The sequence below is a fragment of the Halanaerocella petrolearia genome (genome assembly GCF_054657875.1).
Map to the genome: position 1 here is coordinate 638,242 of NZ_BAAHXW010000001.1, position 24,168 is coordinate 662,409.

At 30.8% G+C, this 24,168-nt stretch carries 21 protein-coding genes; 1 reads left to right on the forward strand and 20 read right to left on the reverse strand.

From position 1 onward, the window contains the following. Positions 1-37: 37 nt before the first annotated feature. The 19 genes from ACYQ39_RS03265 to ACYQ39_RS03355 form a co-directional block, all read right to left on the reverse strand. Positions 38-412: a desulfoferrodoxin gene (locus ACYQ39_RS03265; protein WP_459840444.1), complete on the reverse strand. Its 375-nt coding sequence runs from the start codon at positions 410-412 to the stop codon at positions 38-40. A gap of 45 nt (positions 413-457) precedes the next feature. Next, positions 458-619 (reverse strand): rubredoxin, encoded by a 162-nt coding sequence (rd, locus tag ACYQ39_RS03270; protein ID WP_459840445.1) that lies wholly within the window; start codon positions 617-619, stop codon positions 458-460. Positions 620-1,277: 658 nt separating this feature from the next. Next, complete coding sequence (locus tag ACYQ39_RS03275; RefSeq protein WP_459841630.1) at positions 1,278-2,246, reverse strand: YbgA family protein; 969 nt, start codon at positions 2,244-2,246, stop codon at positions 1,278-1,280. A gap of 35 nt (positions 2,247-2,281) precedes the next feature. After that, the gene (locus ACYQ39_RS03280) at positions 2,282-2,446 is read right to left on the reverse strand and encodes a hypothetical protein (protein WP_459840446.1); all 165 of its coding nucleotides are present in this window, start codon (positions 2,444-2,446) and stop codon (positions 2,282-2,284) included. Positions 2,447-2,521: 75 nt separating this feature from the next. Then, positions 2,522-2,650, reverse strand: a complete 129-nt coding sequence (locus ACYQ39_RS03285) for an NAD(P)-binding protein (protein WP_459840447.1) — start codon at positions 2,648-2,650, stop codon at positions 2,522-2,524. 79 nt (positions 2,651-2,729) lie between these two features. Continuing rightward, a complete protein-coding gene (gene hcp, locus ACYQ39_RS03290) occupies positions 2,730-4,361 on the reverse strand; it encodes a hydroxylamine reductase (protein WP_459840448.1) in 1,632 nt (543 codons plus the stop codon). A 21-nt stretch (positions 4,362-4,382) separates the two neighbouring features. After that, positions 4,383-4,997 (reverse strand): NAD(P)H:quinone oxidoreductase, encoded by a 615-nt coding sequence (gene wrbA, locus ACYQ39_RS03295; protein ID WP_459840449.1) that lies wholly within the window; start codon positions 4,995-4,997, stop codon positions 4,383-4,385. Positions 4,998-5,022: 25 nt separating this feature from the next. Next, positions 5,023-5,427 (reverse strand): bacteriohemerythrin, encoded by a 405-nt coding sequence (locus ACYQ39_RS03300; RefSeq protein ID WP_459840450.1) that lies wholly within the window; start codon positions 5,425-5,427, stop codon positions 5,023-5,025. 120 nt (positions 5,428-5,547) lie between these two features. Next, positions 5,548-6,057, reverse strand: coding sequence for a ferritin-like domain-containing protein (locus ACYQ39_RS03305; RefSeq protein WP_459840451.1), 510 nt, complete (start codon positions 6,055-6,057; stop codon positions 5,548-5,550). Positions 6,058-6,152: 95 nt separating this feature from the next. After that, positions 6,153-7,007, reverse strand: a complete 855-nt coding sequence (locus ACYQ39_RS03310) for a thiamine pyrophosphate-dependent enzyme (protein WP_459840452.1) — start codon at positions 7,005-7,007, stop codon at positions 6,153-6,155. After that, positions 7,000-8,700 carry a 2-oxoacid:acceptor oxidoreductase subunit alpha gene (locus tag ACYQ39_RS03315; RefSeq protein ID WP_459840453.1) on the reverse strand — a complete coding sequence of 567 codons (1,701 nt, stop codon included), beginning with the start codon at positions 8,698-8,700 and terminating at the stop codon, positions 7,000-7,002. Before ACYQ39_RS03315 ends, ACYQ39_RS03310 begins: the two co-directional genes overlap by 8 nt. A 118-nt stretch (positions 8,701-8,818) precedes the next feature. Continuing rightward, positions 8,819-10,825: a flagellar assembly protein A gene (locus tag ACYQ39_RS03320; protein ID WP_459840454.1), complete on the reverse strand. Its 2,007-nt coding sequence runs from the start codon at positions 10,823-10,825 to the stop codon at positions 8,819-8,821. Between the two features lie 33 nt (positions 10,826-10,858). After that, positions 10,859-12,166 carry a methyl-accepting chemotaxis protein gene (locus ACYQ39_RS03325; protein ID WP_459840455.1) on the reverse strand — a complete coding sequence of 436 codons (1,308 nt, stop codon included), beginning with the start codon at positions 12,164-12,166 and terminating at the stop codon, positions 10,859-10,861. Between the two features lie 60 nt (positions 12,167-12,226). After that, entirely contained in the window at positions 12,227-12,838 is a 612-nt protein-coding gene (locus tag ACYQ39_RS03330; RefSeq protein ID WP_459840456.1) for a cache domain-containing protein, read from the reverse strand. Between the two features lie 47 nt (positions 12,839-12,885). Continuing rightward, the gene (locus ACYQ39_RS03335) at positions 12,886-13,056 is read right to left on the reverse strand and encodes a Spo0E family sporulation regulatory protein-aspartic acid phosphatase (RefSeq protein ID WP_459840457.1); all 171 of its coding nucleotides are present in this window, start codon (positions 13,054-13,056) and stop codon (positions 12,886-12,888) included. A 229-nt stretch (positions 13,057-13,285) separates the two neighbouring features. After that, complete coding sequence (locus ACYQ39_RS03340; protein WP_459840458.1) at positions 13,286-16,444, reverse strand: AfsR/SARP family transcriptional regulator; 3,159 nt, start codon at positions 16,442-16,444, stop codon at positions 13,286-13,288. Between the two features lie 149 nt (positions 16,445-16,593). Then, a complete protein-coding gene (locus ACYQ39_RS03345; protein WP_459840459.1) occupies positions 16,594-19,758 on the reverse strand; it encodes an AfsR/SARP family transcriptional regulator in 3,165 nt (1,054 codons plus the stop codon). Between the two features lie 197 nt (positions 19,759-19,955). Continuing rightward, positions 19,956-20,399, reverse strand: coding sequence for a hypothetical protein (locus ACYQ39_RS03350; protein WP_459840460.1), 444 nt, complete (start codon positions 20,397-20,399; stop codon positions 19,956-19,958). Between the two features lie 151 nt (positions 20,400-20,550). Continuing rightward, positions 20,551-22,101: a bacteriohemerythrin gene (locus ACYQ39_RS03355; protein WP_459840461.1), complete on the reverse strand. Its 1,551-nt coding sequence runs from the start codon at positions 22,099-22,101 to the stop codon at positions 20,551-20,553. A gap of 179 nt (positions 22,102-22,280) precedes the next feature. Here ACYQ39_RS03355 and ACYQ39_RS03360 point away from each other — a divergent pair, with 179 nt between their 5' ends. Then, a complete protein-coding gene (locus ACYQ39_RS03360; RefSeq protein ID WP_459840462.1) occupies positions 22,281-23,336 on the forward strand; it encodes a M14 family zinc carboxypeptidase in 1,056 nt (351 codons plus the stop codon). A 2-nt stretch (positions 23,337-23,338) separates the two neighbouring features. Here the strand turns inward: ACYQ39_RS03360 and ACYQ39_RS03365 are convergent, their stop codons facing one another. Next, a complete protein-coding gene (locus ACYQ39_RS03365) occupies positions 23,339-24,118 on the reverse strand; it encodes a ZIP family metal transporter (RefSeq protein ID WP_459840463.1) in 780 nt (259 codons plus the stop codon). Between the last annotated feature and the right edge of the window lie 50 nt (positions 24,119-24,168).

Sequence of the window (24,168 nt, forward strand, 5' to 3'; positions counted from 1 at the left end):
TCCCTGTTAATTTTTTATCTTTAAATCTTAACTAACTCTATGCCTTCCATAAGCCATGCACATTACAGAACTCTCTAACCTCAACTATTTCTGACTTATCAACTTTAAATTCTGCTTTCGGTTCATCACTTGGATCTAACTCAGCTCTAAGCACTTTATCTTCTGTTAATACTTCAATAAAAGTAATATAATGTTTATCTTCCATAGGGTGTATAGTAGTTCCTACTACTACTTCAACTCCATCAGCCAACTCATTAACTACAGGTACATGTTTTTCAGTAGTAGCATCATCAGTCTGAGCTTCTAACTTATCCATCACCTCACCACAACAGACAATATCAGGAGCATCAGCTTCAATAACTTCTATTACATTACCACATGTTTGACACTTATAAATTCCTCTTTTCTCCATAACCTTAGCCTCCTTATTAATAATATAAGTTAGTCGAATAAAATATTACTCCTCTGGCTCAAACATATCCTTTCCTACACCACATAACGGACATACCCAGTCTTCAGGCAACTCTTCAAAAGGAGTACCTGGTTCTATCCCTGCATCTGGATCTCCTTCTTCTGGGTCATAAACATAACCACAAACTGTACAAACATACTTGTCCATACTCTACCCCTCCTTTTATTCTTTAATTAACAAGCAACTACATATTTCTTGTCTATCTCTTGTTTTATATAATAGCATATACTTCTATCTAATTTATAACAAATCACTTACAATATTGTTACAAATACAAAAATTTATTTGATAAGAAATTGACTTATTACATAACTTCTTTTTTACTGCACAATCAATTTCATTAGTCATTATATCAAATGAATCTACTATCTCTTCTTTTAAATAGCTATTTCTAAATAATATATCATTAGAAATAGTTAACTTTCCTACATCATGAAACTTAGCTAATAAGACTAATTGCTTTAGTTGATGCTCTGATAAATTAACCTTTTCCCTAGTTTCTTAGATAAAGTTACTATTTGTGGTGTATGACCTACTTGATTATAATTATCCTTATTATTTATCTCTTCTAATAAAACATTATAATACTTCCTATTATAAGGGTTTGTTAATTCATCATGAAAACTGATATAATTGATTTTATTCTTCATTTTTTCTTTGGTTTTGGTACTAACATCATAGATATAGGTAACCTTCTTTTTATTGCCATTATCATCTATAGTTCTCTCTGCATCTGCAAAGACAGTTATTTTATTACCATCTTTACTAACTACTTCCCATTCTCCCTGTAACTCAAATCCTGTTTTTATAAATTTATTCCCTTTCCTGAATCTTTTATCTGAACTAACTCCTCTGGATATGGAGTAAAGAAAGTCTGTTCTCTTAAGTACTCTATTTCATATTTGATTGTCCAAGCCTTTAAAATATTTATTGGTACTGATAGAGGAACCTTCCCATGACGATATTTCCCCACTGTATTTAAGAAAAAATTTTTTTCTTCTGTTACTAAATAATTAGAAAAATGGCCAAAAGCATGCATCAATACATTAATATTAGACTTATAATCTGCTCTTTTAGATAAAGCCTGTTTTAAATTTGTCTCATAATCAATTACTACTTTTTCAAATTTATTCTGATTATGGTTAGCCACTATCCTGCCTAATTGACGCATCTGCTCTTCATTATAAGCCAGTAATAAAAGTTTATTTCTACTATGAAACTTTACTAATTCTTTCATAGAGTTAGCTGCTTTTACCTTACGAAAACGAGCCAATAAAAATAGCCTAGTTAGAAAATCCTCTCTAATTCTAAAGTTCTTTAACCTACCTTCATTTTCAATAGCCAGATCAGAAAACTCTTCTTGTACATAACTGCTGAATAAACCACTAGATTTACCTACTGGAATCTTACCATCAATATCCTGATATACCTTACTATCATTAGTCCCACATGATGGAGAACGATTCTTAAGAATAAAACCATCAACTTCAGTAAGTGAATTGAAAAAATCCTGACTAAATTCTTTCATATCTCCAGTTACATCTCTGTCATTAGCCGGCTGAACTAACCTTAATTGATCATCTACACTTACTAGTCTAACTGGGGAGCGAGGTACACCTAAGCCAATTTCAACCTCTGGACAGACAGTAATAATCTCAACAAAATCTCTTAGTTTCTCAATAAACTGATCATTAATCTGCTTTCCATTATAACGACATGGTGCAAAACCTAGGCATCTACTAATAACTAATACTGGTTTAATAAAGTCTACTATAATAATCACCCTTCCTAAATAAATAATAATTCATACTAAATTATCCTCTCTAATTTAGTTCCATCCTTAATATGGATATTAACTTTATCAATTACTGTAATAACTACTGCCTTAAAATTTCTCACTTCAATAATTACAGCCAGATTATACTTTTGACCAATAACAGCTATTTCTTCACCGGTATCATTATAGTTAACCAATTTTTGATTTAAACTTGAGATAACATTTGATATTAATTTTTAGATAATTGGTTCAAACCACCTTGCACATGCCTCTTAAAATGAACCATTTCTTCCTCCAACCTGTCTTCTTTTTTCATAAATAGTAACATCAATTCCATTACTAGCAAGCAAAATGCCTGCAGCTAATCCACCTGGGCCAGCTCCAATTATTCCAACTCTCATAGATTTTACCTCCTTCCTTTTTAAATAATAATCAGCCTGATCTTAAAATCAGGCTGATTGCTTAAGAAATTAAATCATTTTAATTTAACATTTCTTCTAAATCTTCATCTACAGTAGAGTTAGGACTTAAATCAAATTCTTCAACTAATAGCTGAACAGTATTCTCTGATAAAAAGGCTGGTAAAGTTGGCCCTAAATGTATTTTTTTAACTCCTAACGATAATAGAGCCAATAGAACCAATACAGCTTTCTGTTCATACCAAGCAATATTATAAGAAATAGGTAATTCATTAATATCATCTACTTCAAAAACCTCTGCTAACTTCTGAGCAATTACAACTAACGAATATGAGTCATTGCATTGACCTGCATCTAAGACTCTTGGAATACCACCAATATCACCTAAATCTAACTTGTTATACCTATATTTGGCACAGCCAGCTGTCAAAATAACTGTATCTTCAGGTAATGACTTAGCAAATTCAGTATAATATTCTCTATCATTATGGCGTCCATCACAACCACCCATTACAAAGAATCTACTAATATCTCCATTCTTTACTGTTTCCACTACTTTATCTGCTACATTCATAACTGCATTATGAGCAAAACCACCAGTTATTTCACCAGTTTCTAATTCTTCAGGAGGATTACATCTTTTAGCATGCTCTATAACCTCTGAAAAGTCTTTCTGACCTTCCTCTAATCTATCAGGTATATGTTTTATTTCTGGAAATCCAACTAATCCAGTTGTATATACTCTTTCTTTATATGACTCTTTAGGAGGAACAAGACAATTAGTAGTCATTACAATTGGCCCGTTAAAATTGGCAAATTCTTCAGTCTGTTTCCACCAAGAACCACCATAGTTACCTATAAAATGATCATACTCTTTAAACTCAGGATAAGAATGGGCAGGTAACATTTCTCCATGAGTATAAATATCAATTCCAGTCCCTTCAGTCTGCTCTAATAACTCTTCTAAATCTTTTAAATCATGACCACTGATTAAAATTCCAGGTCTATCCTTAACCCCTAAATTGACTGTTGTTGGCTCTGGATGACCATAACTTTCTGTATTGGCCTGATCAAGTAATGCCATAGTACTGACTCCAATCTCACCACACTTCATTACTAAACTAATTAAATCATCTGCACTTAAAGTATCATCTATAGTAGCAGCTAACCCTTGATGTAAAAAGGACATAACCTCCTCTTCTTCTTTTCCTAATACATAAGCATGATCTGCATAAGCTGCAACACCTTTTAAACCATAAATCAATAACTCTCGTAGAGAGTTAATATCTTCATCTTCTGTAGTTAATACTCCTACCTCTCCTGCTTTGTTATATAAGTCATCATCTGTTTTAGGAGTCCAAGTAGCTACTTCTGGTAGATCAGACTTATTATCAAGCTTGACTAATTCTTTAATTTTTCTTCTTAATTTTAAACCATCTTTTATCTGTTGAACAAAATATGCACTATCAAAATTAACGTTAGTCACTGTAGCAAATAAACTTTCCATTACAAATTTATCTACTTCTTCATCTCGAATACCTTTCTGATGACCTTTAACTCCATAAACTGAAATTCCTTTTAGGGTATAGATTAATAGATCTTGCAAATTAGCTACCTTATCTGTCTTACCACAAGCACCATGTGAGATACACCCTTCATTTTGAGCAGTCTCTTGACATTGATAACATAACATTAATTACCACTCCCTTTTAAATTAATTATTTACTTGCTTAGCTGTAATCTCTGCTACATGTCTACCCTGAAAGCGGGCTGCATCTAATTCATTATCACTAGGCATTCTACTACCATCGCCTCCAGTAATAGTTGTAGCACCATAAGGAGTACCACCAGTCACTTCATCTATCTTCATCTGTCCAGCAAAACTATAAGGTAATCCTACAACTATCAGACCATGATGTAATAAAGTAGTATGAAAACTAAGAATAGTAGATTCTTGTCCACCATGTTGAGTTGCAGTACTAACAAATACACTACCTATCTTACCAATCAGAGCTCCTTCCTGCCATAAGGAACCAGTAGTATCTAAAAAATGTCTCATCTGAGCTGCCATATTACCAAATCGAGTAGGAGTTCCAAAGATTATAGCATCGGCTGAAGTTAAATCTTCACAAGTACACTCTGGAATATCAGCAAATTCCTGCTGTAATTGCCAAGCTTCGGCCTCTTCAAGTTGGGCTTTGCTCATTGTCTCAGGAATTCTACGTAATTCTACCTCAGCTCCAGCTACTTCCTTTGCACCTTCTGCAACTGCCTGAGCCATCTGATAAGTATGCCCATACATTGAATAAAAAGGAATTAATATTTTCATATTTATCATACCTCCTATATCACTTTTAATCTTGTAGATAATCTGCAACCTTTCTATCATGATATTTAATATGCTCTTCAAACCAGCTCAAAACTCGATTATGAAGATTTATAATTACCCTCATCTTATTCTTTTCTTGCTTAAAATCCAAACTTATATTATTAATCTTATTCATAAAGCTATTATGAAACTTCTTATGTTTCTCATAATCAGGATAATCTATTTCCTTTAGAAACTGTTCTTCATAACTAAAATGTTCTTTAAAATAACCCTGTAAAAAGGAAAGACAATCTTCTGCGGCTTCTTGTTTTTGATCATCTTCTTTATTTCTACATTTATCTAATAAAGAATTAGCAGTTACAAAAAATCTTTTATGTTGCTTATCTAACTTGTCAACTCCTATTTTCAGTCCATCACTCCAAGTTACCATTGGCCTCCCTCCTTCCTTATCAAATATAACTACTGATTATTAAGATGATTGTTGGATCAAGATTAAAGCTGAGGCCAAGGTGGTCTTCCTTAACCTTAACCCCAAACTTCAATCTAGTAATCAAGTACACATCCAGTTCCATACTTTACTCTCTTCTGTAGCCAACCAGTCTTCATTATTAGTAAAGTAATAAAGTACATTCTCTAAAGACTCAGCATGCTTAATCTCTTCTTCCATCATTTCTTTAAAAAATTCCTCTTCTTTCTCATCTTTTGTCTTCTCTGCTAATTCTTCATATAAATCATATAGTTCTCGCTCTATTTCTAAAGCATGTTCATAAATCGAAACATCATCTTCTTCCCAACCTTCAGGTTCCTGATTAGAAAGCTTTTCAAATTCTTCTCGTACTTTAGCTTCAATATCAATTGGTTCAAATTCATGATCAGTAATCTCTTTACCAGCAGCAATATCCTTAATTGTCTCGATATGATCTAATTCTTGATTAGCTAGACTCTTAAGTGTCTTCTTAGACAAAGGATTATCTACTTTCTCAGCATTCTCTTGATAGTATTTCTGACCTTTCTTCTCTAGCTTAATGGCTAATTTCAACGACTCAGCTTTGATACTCATCCCAATACCTCCTGGTATTATTTGTGAGTTAGACCCTTTTTAATCTAAACTCATAGAAGGTAACTCAATACTTATAATATCCATATCAGTTAGTTTTATTTAAACTCTTGTAACAAATGAGTTAATTCTTCTGGATTATGCTCTTTTTCAGTTAAAGCTTCTCTATCTAATTGAGGATGATGATCTCTAAAAATAGGCTTTTCACCTTTATAAATAACTCCAATTGGAATCTCATCCCCCCATTCTTCTGATTTCTTTAGTGCAGCTTCATAGTCAGTAGGGTCATATTCATCATCTAAAGAATAGACTCGTTGACTATACCAAGCATAAGTATTGACTTTATTGAAGGAAACACAAGGTTGTAAAATATCTACTAATGCATAACCACGATGATTCATAGCTGCCTTAATTGTTTCTTTGAGATGTTTTTGATCACCTACAAAACTTCGTGCTACAAAGCTAGCCTCCATAGCTACAGCAAACTTAATAGGATTAAAAGGGCGAGCTGTAATACCATTAGGCTGAACTCCACTTTTAATTTCATGACCAGTAGTAGGAGATGCTTGTCCTTTGGTCAAACCATAGATCTGATTATCGTGAACTAAGTGGGTAATATCAGGATTACGTCTAATATTATGTAGGATATGGTTACCACCTTCTCCATAAGTATCACCATCTCCAGATTCAACAATAACTTTCATTTCAGTATTAGCAATTCTCATTCCAATAGCTGGTGGTAAGGCCCGTCCATGTAACCCATTAAAACCATTAATTTTAAGATAATGAGGCATCTTAGCAGCTTGCCCTATACCAGTAAACATAGTAACTTCTGATGGCTTTAAATCTAATTCAACTAAAGTTTCTATTAGAACCTGACGCAAAGGAATATCTCCACAACCAGGACACCAAGCAGTCTCTCTATCACCTTCATAAATATCTAAATTAAGCATTCTTAGCCACCTCTTTTCTAATTCGTCGGTAGATCTCTTGACCAGTAAATGGTCGACCATCATACTTTAATAACTTATGATCAATAGAAATATTAGTTTCTCCTTGAATCAATCTAGCAAACTGACCAGTAGAGTTACCTTCTACTACTACCAGCTCTTGACTACCTGTAACTAAATCTTCTAATCTAGCAGCTGGTAGAGGCCAAACATCACTAAAAGATAAGATACCTACTTGGTATCCATCCTTATCTAATAACTCTTTAGCCTCCATTAACGGGCCAAAAGTTGATCCCCAACAGATTAGTAAATAATCAACCTCATCTTCTCCTATATACTCAGGTTCTTTTAGATCTTCAGCAGCTAAGTTATCTAACTTTTTGGCCCGTTTATCGACCATCTGAGTTCTAGTTTGAGCCTTTTCAATAATATGACCTTTCTCATCATGTTCATCACTATCAACTACAACAACTTCATCTGGTATCTGGCCTGGATAAGCCATTGGTGAAATACCATTAGCAGTAAATTCATATCTCTTATAATCTGTTATATTTTGAGCTTCCTTATCAGAAATAAAACCAGATTCAATCTTTAAGGATTCAAAATCAAATTCAGTTATATCTTTACTAGAATCAGCCAAAAACTGATCAGTTAAAACAACTACTGGTAATTGATACTTCTCTGCTAAATTAAAGGCTCTAAAAGTCTGATAAAAGGCATCTTCAACATCTCGTGGGGCTATAACCATTAATGGAAAATCACCTTGCGAAGCATTAACAACAAAAGATAAGTCTCCTTGTTCAGTTCTAGTTGGCAAGCCAGTAGCTGGCCCTGGACGTTGCACTTCAGCAATCACCAATGGAAGTTCAGCAATTCCAGCAAAACCTAATGACTCATTCATTAAAGAAAATCCTCCACCAGAGGTACCAGTCATTGTTCTAACACCACTATAAGAAGCCCCTAAAGCCATCATAATAGCAGCTAGTTCATCTTCAGCCTGCTCTACAGCAATACCTAACTGATTCTCTTTACTGGCTATATAATTCATAACTCCAGTAGAGGGGGTCATTGGATAAGCAGAATAAAACTGCACTCCAGCAGTAACTGCTCCTAAACCAACTGCTTGGTTTCCATTAATTAGAACCCTCTCTTTCTGATTAGAAGGAGCAATTAACTCAAACTTACTATCAACTGCTTGATAACCTTTTTCTAAAGCCTGTAAGTTGACTTCCTGTACTTCTTCTTTATCAGCAAATTGCTCTTCAATAACTTCCTTAACTATCTCTAATTGCAAACCTAATAACTTAAATACTGCTCCTACAAAAACTGTATTAGCGGTCTTTGAGTTACCCACTTTCCTAGCTATCTTCTTAGCTGGAATAGATAACATTTCTTTCTCCTTAATATCTACCTCTCCATCATAAAGAATAAATCCATTAGCATCTACTTTATCCTTATGACGTTCAATTGTCTCTTCATTTAATGCAATGAGGATATCTTCTCTCTCAGCTGGGCCAAAAACCTCTTGATCACTGATTCTAATACTCATAAAATTATGTCCACCTCGAACCCGAGACATATAATCTTTACTAGAGTAAATATGAAAACCTAATCTAAAAAGACTCTTACTTAGGATATGCTCTATTGTCTTTAATCCTTGACCTGCCTCTCCACCAATAACCAAATTCAAATCCATACTCTTACCTCCTTGTTGAAAGCTTTTTATAGTTGGCCCTGAATATTTCTATTCAAGGCCAAACAATATACATTTATTTATGAAAAAGGGGAGACTACTTAGTTATAAGAAACAACTTCTAAGGTTTACCACCACCTTGAAGTTTAATCTTACCTTTTTCATCTAAATAAGCCGAGATATCACTCCAGTCTTTCTGAAATTTATAATGACCTTTACCTATAGCAAATAAGGTATTAATATAAACTTTATCTGATATAATCCTTTTATCAGCAGGAACAGATAACTCTACTCCACTAACTCCGGGCCCTCCTATTTCTTTAACAATTATATCATCTTCTGCTTTAATATAACCTCCTCTAAAGAAACCAGGTTGTCCATTAATTTCTACCTTACCTCCTGCAATCAATTTAGAGTTATAGCTACCTTTGCCTGAAACCAAAATATCTCCACTAGAAGTCAATTTACTATTTTGAATATATTTTGTCTTAATATGAGGTTGAGATAGATTAATCTCTTGCAATAAATTAATTACTTCAGTTATGTCTTCATTTAAACTAGATAAAGTAGATAATCTCTCAATATTACAGATACAGTTTTCAGTAAAATAACTCTCTATTTTATCTCTTAATCTAATAAGGTCCTCTAATATATCTTCCTCTGCAATCTCATTATTCAAATCATAAAAATCAGATATTACTTTAGGTAATCGGTTATACTTAGATATAATTAAGACTTGTATAGCCTGATTATAACCTTTCTCTTCTATTTCTGCTAGATCAATATTATCATCATTGATTAGTTGTCGTACTGCCTTTTCTAAATTTTTTAGCAAATCTCCTAGTTCACTTAAAAGTTGGGAATACTGTTTATAATAGTTAGATAACTTACCAGCCACTATTTCACTTGCTATTACATTACCTTTAATATCCACTTCATCTACTGCTTCTAAATAAGCCTGGTTAACATTACCATATACCTTTATTTTTCCTCTAGCCTTAACCTCAAAGTTATCACAGACATCTTTTTTAATAATTACATCTCCATCAAAATTAACATTTCCTACTGACATATCTAAGTTACCTTCTATTTGATAAACTGGAAAGACAGATAACTTGTTACCTTTTACTACTGGCCTACCACCTCTATCAGCTACTGCTTTATTTCCAATTACTGTTACTCCATCACCTAAATTCCACTCTACTTCATCTGGTTTATCAACTTCAATCTCTTCTCCAAATATATTAATTCCTGCTTGGCCGTTAGTAGACTCATGCTTAAGAGCAAGGACTTCTCCTCTTTGTACAGAATCGACTTGATTGACTGTAAAATAATCTACTCTATCTTCTCCTAATATTTTATTATCATTATCTCCAAACTGATATTCAATCCAACCATCTATACTCTTAACAGGTTCATCACCTTGAGCAACTATAAATTCTTGATTAGGTTTTTCTATAGCTTGCTCTAAATTATGATTTAATAGCCCATAGCTAATACCTAAATCCTCTAATTTGTCAGCTATATCTGCTAATGTGAAAGGCTCTGGACTTATTTTCTCTACTTCTTTAGCAACTATCATAAAGTCTATAGCGTGTTTAGAGGTTGGAACAATTTTAGGTCTAAACTTTCTCCCTGGTTCTAAGACGACTTCCAAGTAAGCTTTTAATTTATCTTCTGTTACTCTAACTTTAATTTCACTAATTGGTTCTTCTTCTTTAACCTCAAACTTAACTTCTTTATCTTCTGCTAAAATAACTGATTCTTCTACTAGCTTATCTTCAATATATAAATCTATCCCTGTTTCACTACCTAAGATAGGATATTTGTTATCAACAATATCCTTTAATCGGATTCTATTATCTTCTATTTCAATCAAATCTCTTTGACTTCTAGTAGTTAACTTCTCTACTTTAGAACTAATAGTTTTATTATCTTTTTCAGATTTTTTATTTTTTATCAATTTTACTCTAGCTTGCTTACTCCACAATCCTAAAAATCCTTTTTTACCTGCAAATAAAACCTCCACATCAACTTGTTCTCGTTTAACTTGTAGTAATTGTAAGCCTTTGTAAATAGCAGAGTTAATATCTTTTGCCTCTACAATTACTTCTTTATCTTTAATCACCTCTCTATCTCCTCTCTAGCCTTTGCCTTAAACTTATACATTTAACTCCTCTAAGTTAATATCAAAATCATTTGGATCAATTTTATCTTTCTCTTGTAATTCTTCTAATAATTTTCTTACTAAATTTTTGTTACTCTCTTTCTTTTTATCTTTAACCTTAAACTGTTTAACTAGATTGGTCATTTCTATAGCTTCTTCATGTAAATCTTCACTTAATCCAGTTACTTGCTCAACCATATCTGAATTATCTTGAGCACTTATATTCAGTTCTTCCAATGATTCACTTATCTGCTCTAAAGCTGCTGATTGATTTTCAGTTGAATCTGAAATATCTGTAATAGAGTTATCAACTAGCCTACTATTTTTAACTACATTGCTGAATATATTCCCTGTTCTATTCACTAATTCATTGCTATTCTCTATCTTATCAATAATATTAGTAATTAATTTTTCTATTTCATTGGCAGAGTTAGAAGTCCTTTTAGCCAATTCTCTTATCTCTTCTGCCACTACAGCAAAGCCTTGACCTTTTTCACCAGCTCTAGCAGCCTCTACTGATGCATTTAGAGCTAATAAGTCAGTCTGAGCAGCAATCTCATTTACTGTAAATATAATATTTGAAATATTTTCGCTATATTCTGACATTTCTGACATTAGATCAATAGTCTGATTTACTACTCTGACTCCTTCTTCTACCTTCTTTAGATTCTCTTCTGACAACTGATTAACTTGGTCAGTATTTTCTGCTATCTCTTCCATAGAAGCTCCTAACTCTTCTACAGTAGCTGATATTTCTTCTAAAGAAGATGCATTATTCCCTGTCCTTTCAGATAGCCTTTCATTACTATCAGCTATTTCATCAGAGGCAGTCGCTATATTTAAAGACGATTCCTTTATCTGACGAATCACTCTACTCAAGGAGTCAGTTGTCTTATCTAAATTAATAGCCATTCTACTTAATTCATCAAAACCTGATGCATCAACTCTTTCAGTTAAATCACCTTCTTCTACTTTAGATAGAACTTGATTAATCTGCTTTATCATTTTAGATAGAGGTTGAGTTACCAAAAAGACAACTAAGAAGACAATTCCTATTAGAATTAAATAGCCAACTATAGACTTCTGGATTATTCTATCAGCTATTGTAATCAATTCTTTAGTAGGAACTGTCAAAGCTAAAGACCACCTAGTTCCTTCTACTGGAGTATAAAAGACATATTTATCAATTCCATCTAGACTATATCTTCCTACACCAGTCTGACCAGCTATCATCTTATTAGCTACCTCTTTTATCTGAGCATTAGATTCTTTCTCTTCTGTTCCCAACATATTCAAGGCCATATCTTGGCTAGGATGAGCAAATATGTCCCCTTCATGATCAATTAAGTAACCATAACCAGTCTAACCCATTTTAAAACTATGAACTAGCTTATTTATTTTATCTAATAATATATTACCTGCTAGATAACCTATTACTTGATTATTTCCATCCTTTACTGGTAAAGCCATAAGCACCATATACTTCTTACTTAATTCTGAATAAAAAGGATCAGTAACTACCATCTTCGACTTATCTTTGATCTTTTTAAATTCCGGTTCGTCACTAAAATCATATTTTTTATTAGCTTTACTTAGCCAGGCTTGTCCATTCTTATTAACCAACATTAAGCTAGTAAAACTATCTCCTGATAGTTGATTTGCTCTCCTGACCTGTTGCCAGACCAAACTATCACTACTACTCCAACCTTCTTTTAACTTCAATGATCTTGCTATAACTTGTAATTCATTTCTTTTAGCCTCTAACCAATTATTAATCATCTTAGAATCATTATTAACCTGATTTAAGCCATTATCTTCTACATAAGATGAAATATTATCAACTACTAAGTCTTGACTATTATCAACCATCCAAGCTACTGCTACTAAAAAAGGAATCAGAATCATAATTAATAACTTAGCTCTAACAGTTATCTTCTGTTTAATAGATAACTTTTCTCTGATAGATGAGAACATATACTGGCCCCCTAGCCTTAATTTAATTATAAATAGCTAAAGTATAATTACTCGCAAACATAAGTACTTTCATAAAACTTTACTATCTCTCTATCTAATAACCTACTCAACTGCTGCACTTCTTCATCAAGTAAACTTCCCTTCTTTAGGACCAACTTTACCATGTCTTCCTTTAATTCATCTATATTACTTTCTAGAACTTTATCTTTATTCAACATGATAATCATCTCCTCTCTTCTTAAAAAAGGTAATAAATAACTTGTCCTTTATTATCTGTCACTCAAATTCTAACATATATCTATTTCTAATTGACAACAAATCACTTACAATACTGTTACAAAACAAAATAATTACAATTAATTTGAATCTTTTTGTCTAATTTACATCTTTCGACAGAATATTAATGTATATTATAAAAATAGAAGAAAGGCCAAGTTAACCCTTCTTCTAAGAAGTTATAGATCTATAATACTGTTTTATACTACTATTAGGAGTCAAACTTAACTTTTGTTTTAATGTTTCCTTACATTTATGATAAACTTTAATAGCATACTCTCGTCTATTTAATTGAAAATATATCTTCATCTTATAAAAGTAAGCTGATTCATAACATTTATTAACTTTTAAAATTTTATCTGCTACTTCTAAACCAATTTTATAATTCTGTTGTTGATAATAATGCTTTAATAATTCATCTGCTATTTCTAAAAATAACAACTCTAACCTGCTATATTCTTCTTGAATCCACTCTTTATCTAAATCATTGGTTAAAAAACCATCTTGGTATAAATCAAAAGCCTGCTGATAATAATTTATTTTAACTGCTTTTTTATCAGCTTTCTTTCCATTACTAATCATTTTTCTAAAGTGATTAGCATCATAATAATAAACACCTTGACTATTTAGCCGATATGAATGGACCCTTTTAAAAATAAAGAATGGAGTCTGTCCTCTTTTTCTATTTGGCTCCAAAACTTTATTTAAAAAACTCAAAGTTACTGAAAAATTCCTTTCAGCTGCTTTCTTATCTTTATCTGGCCATAATAAATAACATATTTTTTCTCTAGAAATTAATTGACCTTGGTTTACTAATAATAACTTAAATAGATCCTTAGCCTTTTTTCGTTTCCATTCATCTGAAGTAATCTTCTCTTGACCTCGAGAAACCTCTAACTCCCCTAAAGCACTAATTCTCAATGAATATCCTGGATGTCTATTTCTCTCTCTAAGATTCATCTTATTTAATAATTTATTGATATAATCAACTTCAATCCCTCTTTCTCTAGCTGCAAATAGCAAAGGAATTAATTTACCAGAATCTTTAGTTCCTAATATACCTCCTGGTTGTAAAAATAAATTATCATAGGAGTTATTCTTAGTTAATTCAAGTAACTCTCTCATATATTCTTCAAATTTATTATCAGTTTTATCTTTATAACTGACTCTAACTAACCACAACAATATATAAAACAAATATATTTGATTATTAAATTTAGAAAATATCTTCTTAGCCTGTTGCAAGCTTTGATAAGCTTTATCTAATTTATCTAAACTATAATAATTAATTCCTAAACCTATAAGCAAGTTACCTCTATAAAACTCATTTTGAGAGTTCTTAACATATTCTAATCCTCTTTTGCCATATTCTATCCCTTGTTTTGGATTACCATAAAAAGCTTCCCAAACAGCAATATGAATTAATAACTGTAATCTAAACCAATTCAATTCAAAAGATGAACCAGAAATAACATTTAATAACCCTTCATATTTATCCTGATAGCTATATTTATTAACTTTAAGAAACTTTTGAATTCCTAACAAATAATATTCAGCTAGACTTTTCAAATCACTACTCATATCTAAAAAATTATGCCATACATAGTCTTGACACTTATAAACTTGTCCAGTAAATAATTTAATATATAAAGGTAAAAAGAGAGTATACACCATCCAATAATCAAATATTCTATCTTTATTTGATGTCACTTGTTCTATACATCTTTTACTAGTTTCAAATTCACCTTTAATAAATAATATAATAGCTTTTAATTCATAATAAAGATCATCTTTATCTTCTAATCTTCTTAATAATAGCTGAGCCTTTACTATTTTCCCTTGCATAAACTTAGCAATAATATTTAATTTCTTTATTTTTCGTCTTTGACTTGGAGAAAATATAGCACTATATTCTCTTAACTGATTAAAATACTTCAATCCTTCTGTTGAATTTAAGAAAAAATAAAGCTCAGTAATTTTAATTAAGGCCTTAATGTAGCCTTTACTATCATCTGGAAAATATTTTTTAGCCTCTAAATAACTTTCAAGACCAGAAGAGAATTCTTCTGAGTAACAATATATATCCCCTTGACAGATAAATAACATTGGGTAAGCTCTAAAAGCTTTATCTGATAATTTTTTTAAAGTATGTTTTAAAAGGTCACATCTACCTTCTTCTATTAACTTATCATAATTATTAATAATCAATTTAATTATTTTTTCTTCTTTATTCATCTTTAGGTTATGATAGATGAATTCTTCCCATAAACTATCCTCCTTATATATATCCTCTGCCTGCTGATGTAATAGCTCTAAATCATATACTTTCCTAGCTTCATATTTTAATAGTTCATTAAATAATTTATGATATTTATATCTATCATCATCTATTTTATAGATGAATCCAACTCTTTTATTTAAATAGTCCAATATTTCTTCACTATTACCAATATCCAATAACTGATTACAGATATCAACTTTTAATTCTCTAAGTACTGAAGTTTTAAATAAAAACTCTTTCAAAAGTAGTTTCTTTTCAATTATTTCTTCTAATAAATCATAACGTAAATAGTCAAATACTCCTGCAAATTCTTGATTTTTATTGGCCAAGATATCATCTAAATTATTTCCTGATTGTAATGACTCGCCGATAACATCAAGAGCTAATATCCACCCTTCACTTATATCAAATATCTTCTTAGCTTGAAGTAAAGAGATAGTCACATCATACTCATGCTTTAAAAAATATTTTATTTCTTCTGGCTGAAAAATGAAATCCTTATCTTCAACTAATAATATTTTCTCTTTTAATTTCAAATAAGATAATTTAGGTAAATTAACTTTGGATCGACTTATAACTATCATATGTAAGAAATCTGGCAAACTATCTATAAAATAAGTAATTGAAGCTAATAAATCTTTATTTTGCATTAACAGATTAAAGTTATCCACAACTAAAAAAGTATCTGTTCTAAAGTTACTAATTAAGGAATTAATTAATTGATTGATAAATTCTTTTATCTCTATCTTTCCTTTTCTTAAAGAAGTTACTAAAGAACTATCAAAATCTATATCATCTTTATAAGTTTCTATAAATTCAAACCAAAAACTCTGCTGGTCAAATGATTCCTTATCTACATTATACCAATAAAAATTATCTTCATAACTATTCTTTAGAAAATCAGCTATACTGATACTTTTTCCTGAACCTAATTTAGCCTGAATTATTGTTAAAGAAACATCTTTAGCCTGTTTATATTTCTTTAATAAGTTTGGCTTATTCAATGAATCATTATATGACTTTGGGGGGCTATACTTTTTATTTCTCATTATAGATACCTCCAACTTTTCATTCTCATATTACTATATTTAATAATTAGTATTAGTTATTATTACTAATTATATCATACTTTGTATATATTTCAAATTTTACTTATTTAAACCAGCATTAAAAAAAGAGTATCCTTATAAAGATACTCTTAAATAGTCATTGCGTAATAATATTCTTTTAAATCAGAGTTAGGTTGAATATCTAGATCTTGCTTTAAAGTATTCTCACATTCTAAGTAAGTCTTAATTGCCAAATCACGCCTCCCTAATTGAATATAAGCCTTCAATTTGTAAAGATAAGCTTCTTCAAAATAATTGTCTATCTTCAAAATCTGATCAGCTAATTCAATTAATACTTTATACTCTTCATTCTGATAGTAATACTCTACCAATTTAGACGCAGCATCTAAAAATAACTTATCTAATCTTTCCCGTTCTCTTGCTGTCCATCTATCATATAAATTCTGCTCTAAAAATTGACCTTGATAAAGCTTAAGAGCCTGTTTATAATAATTAATCTTAATTGACTCATTGTTAGTATCCTTTCCTATTTCAATTAGCTCTTCAAAGACTTCAACATCATAAAAGCAAGTAATAGAATCATTTAATCTATATGACGAATTATCATTAATAATAAAGAAAGTATCATCACCTTTAGATCTATTAGGTTCTAAAACTTTATTCAGTCTACTCAAAGCTACATAAAAATTTCGCTTAGCTATTTTTAGCTCCTTATTGGGCCATAATAGTCGACATATTTTATCTCTAGATATAAACTCCCCTTTTTTGACTAACAATATTTTAAATAACTCTTTAGCCTTTCTTCGTTTCCACTCTTGAGGGCCAACTTCTTCTTGTCCTCGATAAATTTTAAATTCTCCTAAAGCTGTAATCTTTAATGAGTAACCAGGATGTCTATCTACTCTATCAACCTCTATCTTGTCTAGTAACTGCTCTATATAATCTTCTTTAATCCCCAATTTTTGTGCTGTAGTTAATAGTGGTATAATTGTATTAGGATCTCTAACACCAGGTATTGTTGGATTTAAGAATAAATAATCATAATTATTCTCTTGAGCTAATTCTAAAGTTAATTTAATGTGATACTTAAATTCTGTCATCTGTCCCTGATTATACTGAACTAAAGATAATAACAGATCAGTAGTCACTAAATCCAATTTATTATTCATATTATAAAATATATCCCTTGCCTGATGTAACAACCTGACACCTTTCTGTCCCTGACCACTATAACAATAATTAAGCCCTAATCCTTTTTTGAAGACGGCCTTATATAAATTATCCTTTCTCTTTTTAATATATTCTAATCCCTGCTTAGCATAGTTAATTCCTGTTTTACAGTCTCCAACAAAAGCAGAAGAGAAAGTTAATACAGTTAATAGTTCCATTCTATATAAAGAAGCTGCAAAAGGGCAATCATTAATCTGATCCAAAAGTTTCTTATATTCTATTTTATATTTATCTAAATCTCCTATCTGTAATAATTCTTTTGTCTGTAAGAGATAATATTTAGCAAAGGATTTAATTAATGAAATATTTACATCTAATCTATCCCAAATATACTGTTGTGCTTGATAGATATTCCCAGTAAACAGATTAATATGAATAGGTAATAAGATAGTATTATATAGTAAATAATCAGTCAACTGGTTATTAGATATTTTCTCTAAGAAATTGTGAGCCTCTGTAAAATCGCCTTGCATAAAACATAAATTAGCCTTTAATTCATAGTAAATACTATCTTTGAATTGGTAACTTTCTAATAAAGAATTTGTTTTCTTTAGCTCACCTTTAATAATCTTTGCAATAACCTTTAAGTAGGATAATTCTTTCCTATCTTCTAGAGAAAGTTGTTCTTTATAATCAATTATTTTTCTAAGGTAAATAAATAATTGATTAGAGTTGGCCCACGCATGGAGTTTAGCCATCCTTAACCATAAATTGATCAATTCTTCTCTTCTAGTTAGCAAATCTTCTGCCTGTCGATAACTCTCCAAAGCCGAATGAACCTTTAACTGAGAAAAATATAAATCACCTTGATAAATAAGTAATCTAGGATAATTAAGAAAACTTTTATCAGATAAATGAGATAGACAATCAGCAATTAAATCATATTTTCTATTTCTTATCCAATGCTCTCCCTGCTCTAAAACTAACTCTATAATCTTATCCTCTTTATTATTATTTATATTGTAATAAACTAACTGCTCAAAGGAATTAAACTGATAACATATTTTTTTTAAATCATCATAAACTTGATTAAATTCATACACCTGCTTAGCCTCTTTTTGTAAACATCTATGTAAAATAGGATGATATTTATAACTACCATTATTCTTCTTGATTAAACCAGTCCTATCTACAAGCTCTTCTAATAACTGCTTACAATTATTAGTTTCTAATAATTTGTCACAAATATCTACCTTAATAACCTTTAATAAAGATGTTTTAAGTAAAACTTCTTTTAAGTTAGGTCTATCTGAAGCCAACACATCTAAAAATTCTGCTTTTAAGTATTTAAATAATAACCTGAAATTTTCTTTATTACTAATTATATCTTCTAAGCTACTACCTGACTGCATCTTAGTGGCAATCAAGTCTATAACTAACATCCAGCCTTGACTAATCTCATATATCTCTTCTATTTCTGATGGAGAAATATTGATTTGATACTGAGCTAAAAATATAGTCTCAATCTGCCCTTGATTCAATAAAAAGTCTTTATCTTGAACTAACATTGCCTTCTTTTTTATCTTCCAATAAGATAATTTAGGCAGATCAACGTTTGATCTGCCACTAATTACTAAGTGGATATTTTTAGGAATATGCTCAATAAAATAACTCAAAGTATGCAAAATAGATTGGTTAGTATTAATCAACTGAAAATTATCAATAACCAATATAGTATCTTTCTTTGCTTTAGACTCTAAAATATCAATCAGTCTATTTATAACTTTTTTTATTTTCAGTTGCCCTGTAGTTAACTTAGAAATCAAATCAGCAGTTGCTTCTTTGAATTCTAAATTTTCAAATCTAAAAGATTCAATTATGCTCCACCAGAATTTAATCTTGTCTTTATTTTTATCCTTAATACTATACCAATAAATATTACCTTCATAATTTTCCTTTAAAAAATGTGATAAGCTAGTTGTTTTTCCTATTCCTACCCTTCCTTTAATAACTATTAAATCATAATCATTAATTCTGTCATATTTGTACCATAAATCTTGCTTAATCCAAATTTCATCTTTACATTTAGGTTGAATAAATTTAGACTTGAGTACTATATTCATCACCTCACTATTAGACAGTTAATATCACCTTTATATGTAATTTAGATATTTTTTTACTAATTCCTCTATAGATAAATAATATTTCATAAAAAAAAATAATATAATAACCTATAAAATGTAGATATAAATCAATAATATCAAAAAAGTACCAATCCCCCTTTTAATAGAATTGGTACTTTTATAATTTGTTAGATTATTTAATTTGATTTCTCTATTATATACTTAGATATTATAAAGGCAAGTGGTAATAAAATAAGTAATTGCAGTACAGGAAGTAAACCAATATTAGTGCCTGGGAATAAAGGCATTTGTTCACTATAACCCCATCTATTATGATAAAGAGCATGTACCTCAAAATAGAAACTAACAAATAAGGAATATAAAATACTAATTACTATATCTTTACGGTCCATCTTTTCCATCAACCAATCAAGATTACCAGTAGTAAAAACTAAAATTAGATAAAGTCCAACTGCTATTCCTACATCACCACTAGTAGCACTAAACATTAGTAGATACTGTTCAAATGTGCTTTGACCCTCCATAGTATAAAATATTCCACACTGAGCAAACTCCCAAACCCCATGCAATACTAGAGATACAACTGCTACTACCAAAAGGTTTCTAATAAATTTCTTCATTTTATCCCCTTTCTTATTAAACTTATATTCTATTTTAACTAATAGATAAATGATTGTCTTTGGTCTCAACTATAAATCTAACTATAATTTATATTTATAACATACAAAAGCTAGCCTCTAATATAGAGACTAGCTTAATTTCAACTAATAATTAATTATTCATTTTTTGTTTCTGTTCTTGAATATGCTCTGCTAACTTCTGGTCAATACCTTTTACATGATCAATCAACCATTGTGTAATCCGTTTATTAAACTTCATCATACTAGCAGTATCCGCTTTACCATCTTCAAATTCAGCTTTGAAATCTTTTATATCCTGTACAAAAGATTCATGCAGATCTTTATGAGCATCATAGTGTGGATATCCATATTCTTGCTGTAACTCTTCTTCATCACTAAAGTGTTTAACTGTATAATCAGCTAAAAACTCTATAATCTCTTCAACCTCTTCTTTTCCTTTATTTAACTTATTAGCTTTAATCAGATCATTGATCCTTTTAAATAATTCCTTATGTTGTTCATCAATCAACTCTACTCCAACTAAATAACTATCATCCCATTGAATTAAAGTTGCTCCATCTCCAGAATCAACATTAGCTTCATTGACTAATTCATGTATTTCATTACTCAATTCTGCTAAATCATCTGAAGAATTAGAAACAACATCAAAAATATCTGAAATAACCCTTGCATCTTCCATCAATTGTTCACTATTTTCAGCAATCTCTTGAGATGCAGCAGCTGTCTGTTCAATCATAGTAGCTGTTTCTTGGCTAGTCTGTTCTATTTCAGCAAATACTTGATCTGTCTCTTGGGCTACTTCTTTACCTTCTTTAGCCCTACTATCTACTTTTTGGAAAGAATTTAAGACCTGATTGGATTTAGTCTGTGTCTCTTGGACTATATTAATAATATCATCTGTAGCATTAGCAGTCTCCTCAGCTAATTCTCTAATCTCATCTGCTACTACTGCAAAACCTTGACCATGTTCACCTGCTCTAGCAGCTTCTATTGCCGCATTTAAAGCTAATAGATTTGTTTGATCTGCTATATTAGTAATCAATTCTATAATCTCACCAATTTCTTGTGAATTCTGATTTAATTCTTTCATTGTATCTACTGTCTCATCTACTGCTTGGTTAATCTCTTCTATACTACCAATTGTTTCTTCAATATTATCTCTTCCTAATTGTGTTTTAGCCGTCGCTTCTTGAGCAAAACTAGTTACTTCTTCTGTACTAGCTGAAATCTCCTCAATACTAGCTGTCATATTCTCAATCATTTCAGTCGTATCTTCTACTTTTGCATTTCCTTCCTGAGATGAAGCTGATAATTCATGACCATAAATCAATAGATTACTAATTTTATGCCCAATACTTTTGATAATCTCTTTATTACTCATACCTTCAGTCGCATCAGCTCTAACTTCAACAGTCTCCTCTTCACCAGATAATGACTCTTTAGTCCTACTAAACCTTTTAATTATTAACTGGTGTAATAGAATCTGAATTAAGATTACATTCATAATAATCTCAATCCCTTGATTTAAATAATCTCCACCTACTTGGGCAGGGATAAATCCTATAATAAACTGAGCAATAGGATTACTAATTAACATAATTAAAATTATACCTAGACCAAACATAAGACTTAAATTTAACCTACTTATCTTGTTCTTTTGTGTCTCTGACTGCTCCCCCACTCTAATCATCACCTCTTTAATATTAACTATAGTTATATCTTAAATTATATACTTAAAATTAAAATCCTCTTTATTTTTTTATTTACTGAACTTATTTAATAATCAAACCTTACTTTTAATACTACTCTCTTTTCAGGGTATAATACTAATAAAACTACTACTGGAGTGAAAATATATTGATGAAAAATAGATTTATTCCTATATTATTGATTATAATAATAGCATTAGCAGGATGCACAATTAATAAGGATCAAAATCAGTCACAGACTAAAAAAAGTGAGAATCAAACTAAGGATCAACTAGAAAAAAATATAACTACCCCTAAAATAATAGTTAAAAAGACAGTTGATTATGATCATAACCAACTAAAGAAACAGATAACTATGTTAAATAAAAGTTATGATTCAATAAGAGTAACCTCTATTGGTAAATCAATAGCTAATCGTAACCTTTATCTATTAAAATTGGGTACAGGTAGTAAAAAGATTGCTGTAATAGGAGGAGTCCATGGTCGAGAAAATTTAACCTCATTACTAATCCTTAAATTATTAGAAGACTACACAAGAAACTTAAAGAAAGAAAACTTAATTAATAATTATAATCTAACAAAGATATTAAATAAGATTACTTTCTATTTTATACCTATGCTCAATCCTGATGGTATAGAAATAGCAATCAATGGACTTAAAAAAACACCTAAAAACAAAGGGTTTTATATTCAAGCTAATAAAGAAAAATCTAATTTTAAACGTTGGAAGGCAAACGGAAGAGGCGTTGACCTAAACAAACAATTCCCAGCCCATTGGCAAGAGCTAGACTCAGAAAATAAACCCCATTTTGCTCACTATAAAGGGCCAACTCCTCTAAGTGAACCAGAGAGTAAAGCTTTAGCTAAATTGACTAAAAAAGAAAATTTCTTTACAGTAGTAGCCTTCCATAGTAGTGGTAGTGTAATTTACTGGTACTATAACCAACAAGCTAAAGAATATAAAAGAGACTATCAACTAGCTAAAAGAATTAGTGCTCAAAATGGTTATGAACTAGTTAAACCTACAGAAAGTGACCAGAAAGCAGCTGGCTATAAGGACTGGTTTATTAAAGAGTTCAACAGACCAGGATTTACTATAGAAATTGGCGAGAAAGAAGAAAAACAAGAGCCTTTACCAGCTAGTAAATTAAATAAATATTTTAAGGAAAATAGAACAGTCTTACTAGAGTTGGCTAAGAATATATAGAATTATCCCAACACATTATCCAGAAACATCATAATTACAAATCCTACTAAAATAGCATGAGTAGATAAATTAGAAGTAGCATCTTTTTGGGCCTCAGGTATTATCTCATTATTAATTACAAATAACATAGCCCCAGCTGAAAAAGCTAAAGCAAAGGGTAGTAAAGGACGGGAAATTTGTACTAAGCCAACACCTAACAAACCACCAATCGGTTCTACTAATCCACTAGCTAAAGCTATTCCAAAGGCCTTCCAAATATCCATCTTCTCACGAACAAAAGGAATAGCTACTGCTAAACCTTCTGGTATATTCTGTAGTCCAATTGCTATAGCCAAACTTAAGCCACTAAGAATATCACCATCTCCAAAGCCAACTCCAACAGCTAATCCTTCTGGAAAGTTATGTATAGTAATTGCCAAGGCAAATAACCAAATCTTTCTTAAATTAGCCTCTTCATCAGTGGAATTAGATAATAGGTTTGTATCGGGAAAGAATTTATCTACAATATCTAAAAATCCACCTCCAGCCAAAATACCAAAGAGTGCTATAGTAGCCCCTGTAGTTCCTCCTCCAGCCTTTTCAATAGCAGGAATAATTAAACTAAAGGAAGTAGCAGCCAACATAACTCCTGCTGCAAAGCCTAAAGAAATATCTAATACTTTCTTAGGAACATTACGAGTAAAAAAGATAGGTAAAGCTCCTACACCAGTAGCTAAACCAGCAAATAGACTGGCTAATAAACCAAGAGTAACAATATTATAGTTAGCCAATGATTCAATCATTTAACATCACCTCCCTATTCCATTCTATGTAGAGAGATAACATCTGTGAC

What these genes read in the sequence shown, in the direction of transcription:
- ACYQ39_RS03265 (WP_459840444.1), bottom strand. Translation starts at nt 412, where the DNA reads ATGGAGAAAAGAGGAATTTATAAGTGTCAAACATGTGGTAATGTAATA.
- rd (WP_459840445.1), bottom strand. Translation starts at nt 619, where the DNA reads ATGGACAAGTATGTTTGTACAGTTTGTGGTTATGTTTATGACCCAGAA.
- ACYQ39_RS03285 (WP_459840447.1), bottom strand. Translation starts at nt 2,650, where the DNA reads ATGAGAGTTGGAATAATTGGAGCTGGCCCAGGTGGATTAGCTGCAGGC.
- hcp (WP_459840448.1), bottom strand. Translation starts at nt 4,361, where the DNA reads ATGTTATGTTATCAATGTCAAGAGACTGCTCAAAATGAAGGGTGTATC.
- wrbA (WP_459840449.1), bottom strand. Translation starts at nt 4,997, where the DNA reads ATGAAAATATTAATTCCTTTTTATTCAATGTATGGGCATACTTATCAG.
- ACYQ39_RS03300 (WP_459840450.1), bottom strand. Translation starts at nt 5,427, where the DNA reads ATGGTAACTTGGAGTGATGGACTGAAAATAGGAGTTGACAAGTTAGAT.
- ACYQ39_RS03305 (WP_459840451.1), bottom strand. Translation starts at nt 6,057, where the DNA reads ATGAGTATCAAAGCTGAGTCGTTGAAATTAGCCATTAAGCTAGAGAAG.
- ACYQ39_RS03310 (WP_459840452.1), bottom strand. Translation starts at nt 7,007, where the DNA reads ATGCTTAATTTAGATATTTATGAAGGTGATAGAGAGACTGCTTGGTGT.
- ACYQ39_RS03315 (WP_459840453.1), bottom strand. Translation starts at nt 8,700, where the DNA reads ATGGATTTGAATTTGGTTATTGGTGGAGAGGCAGGTCAAGGATTAAAG.
- ACYQ39_RS03325 (WP_459840455.1), bottom strand. Translation starts at nt 12,166, where the DNA reads ATGGCCTTGAATATGTTGGGAACAGAAGAGAAAGAATCTAATGCTCAG.
- ACYQ39_RS03330 (WP_459840456.1), bottom strand. Translation starts at nt 12,838, where the DNA reads ATGTTCTCATCTATCAGAGAAAAGTTATCTATTAAACAGAAGATAACT.
- ACYQ39_RS03335 (WP_459840457.1), bottom strand. Translation starts at nt 13,056, where the DNA reads ATGTTGAATAAAGATAAAGTTCTAGAAAGTAATATAGATGAATTAAAG.
- ACYQ39_RS03340 (WP_459840458.1), bottom strand. Translation starts at nt 16,444, where the DNA reads ATGAGAAATAAAAAGTATAGCCCCCCAAAGTCATATAATGATTCATTG.
- ACYQ39_RS03345 (WP_459840459.1), bottom strand. Translation starts at nt 19,758, where the DNA reads ATGAATATAGTACTCAAGTCTAAATTTATTCAACCTAAATGTAAAGAT.
- ACYQ39_RS03350 (WP_459840460.1), bottom strand. Translation starts at nt 20,399, where the DNA reads ATGAAGAAATTTATTAGAAACCTTTTGGTAGTAGCAGTTGTATCTCTA.
- ACYQ39_RS03360 (WP_459840462.1), top strand. Translation starts at nt 22,281, where the DNA reads ATGAAAAATAGATTTATTCCTATATTATTGATTATAATAATAGCATTA.
- ACYQ39_RS03365 (WP_459840463.1), bottom strand. Translation starts at nt 24,118, where the DNA reads ATGATTGAATCATTGGCTAACTATAATATTGTTACTCTTGGTTTATTA.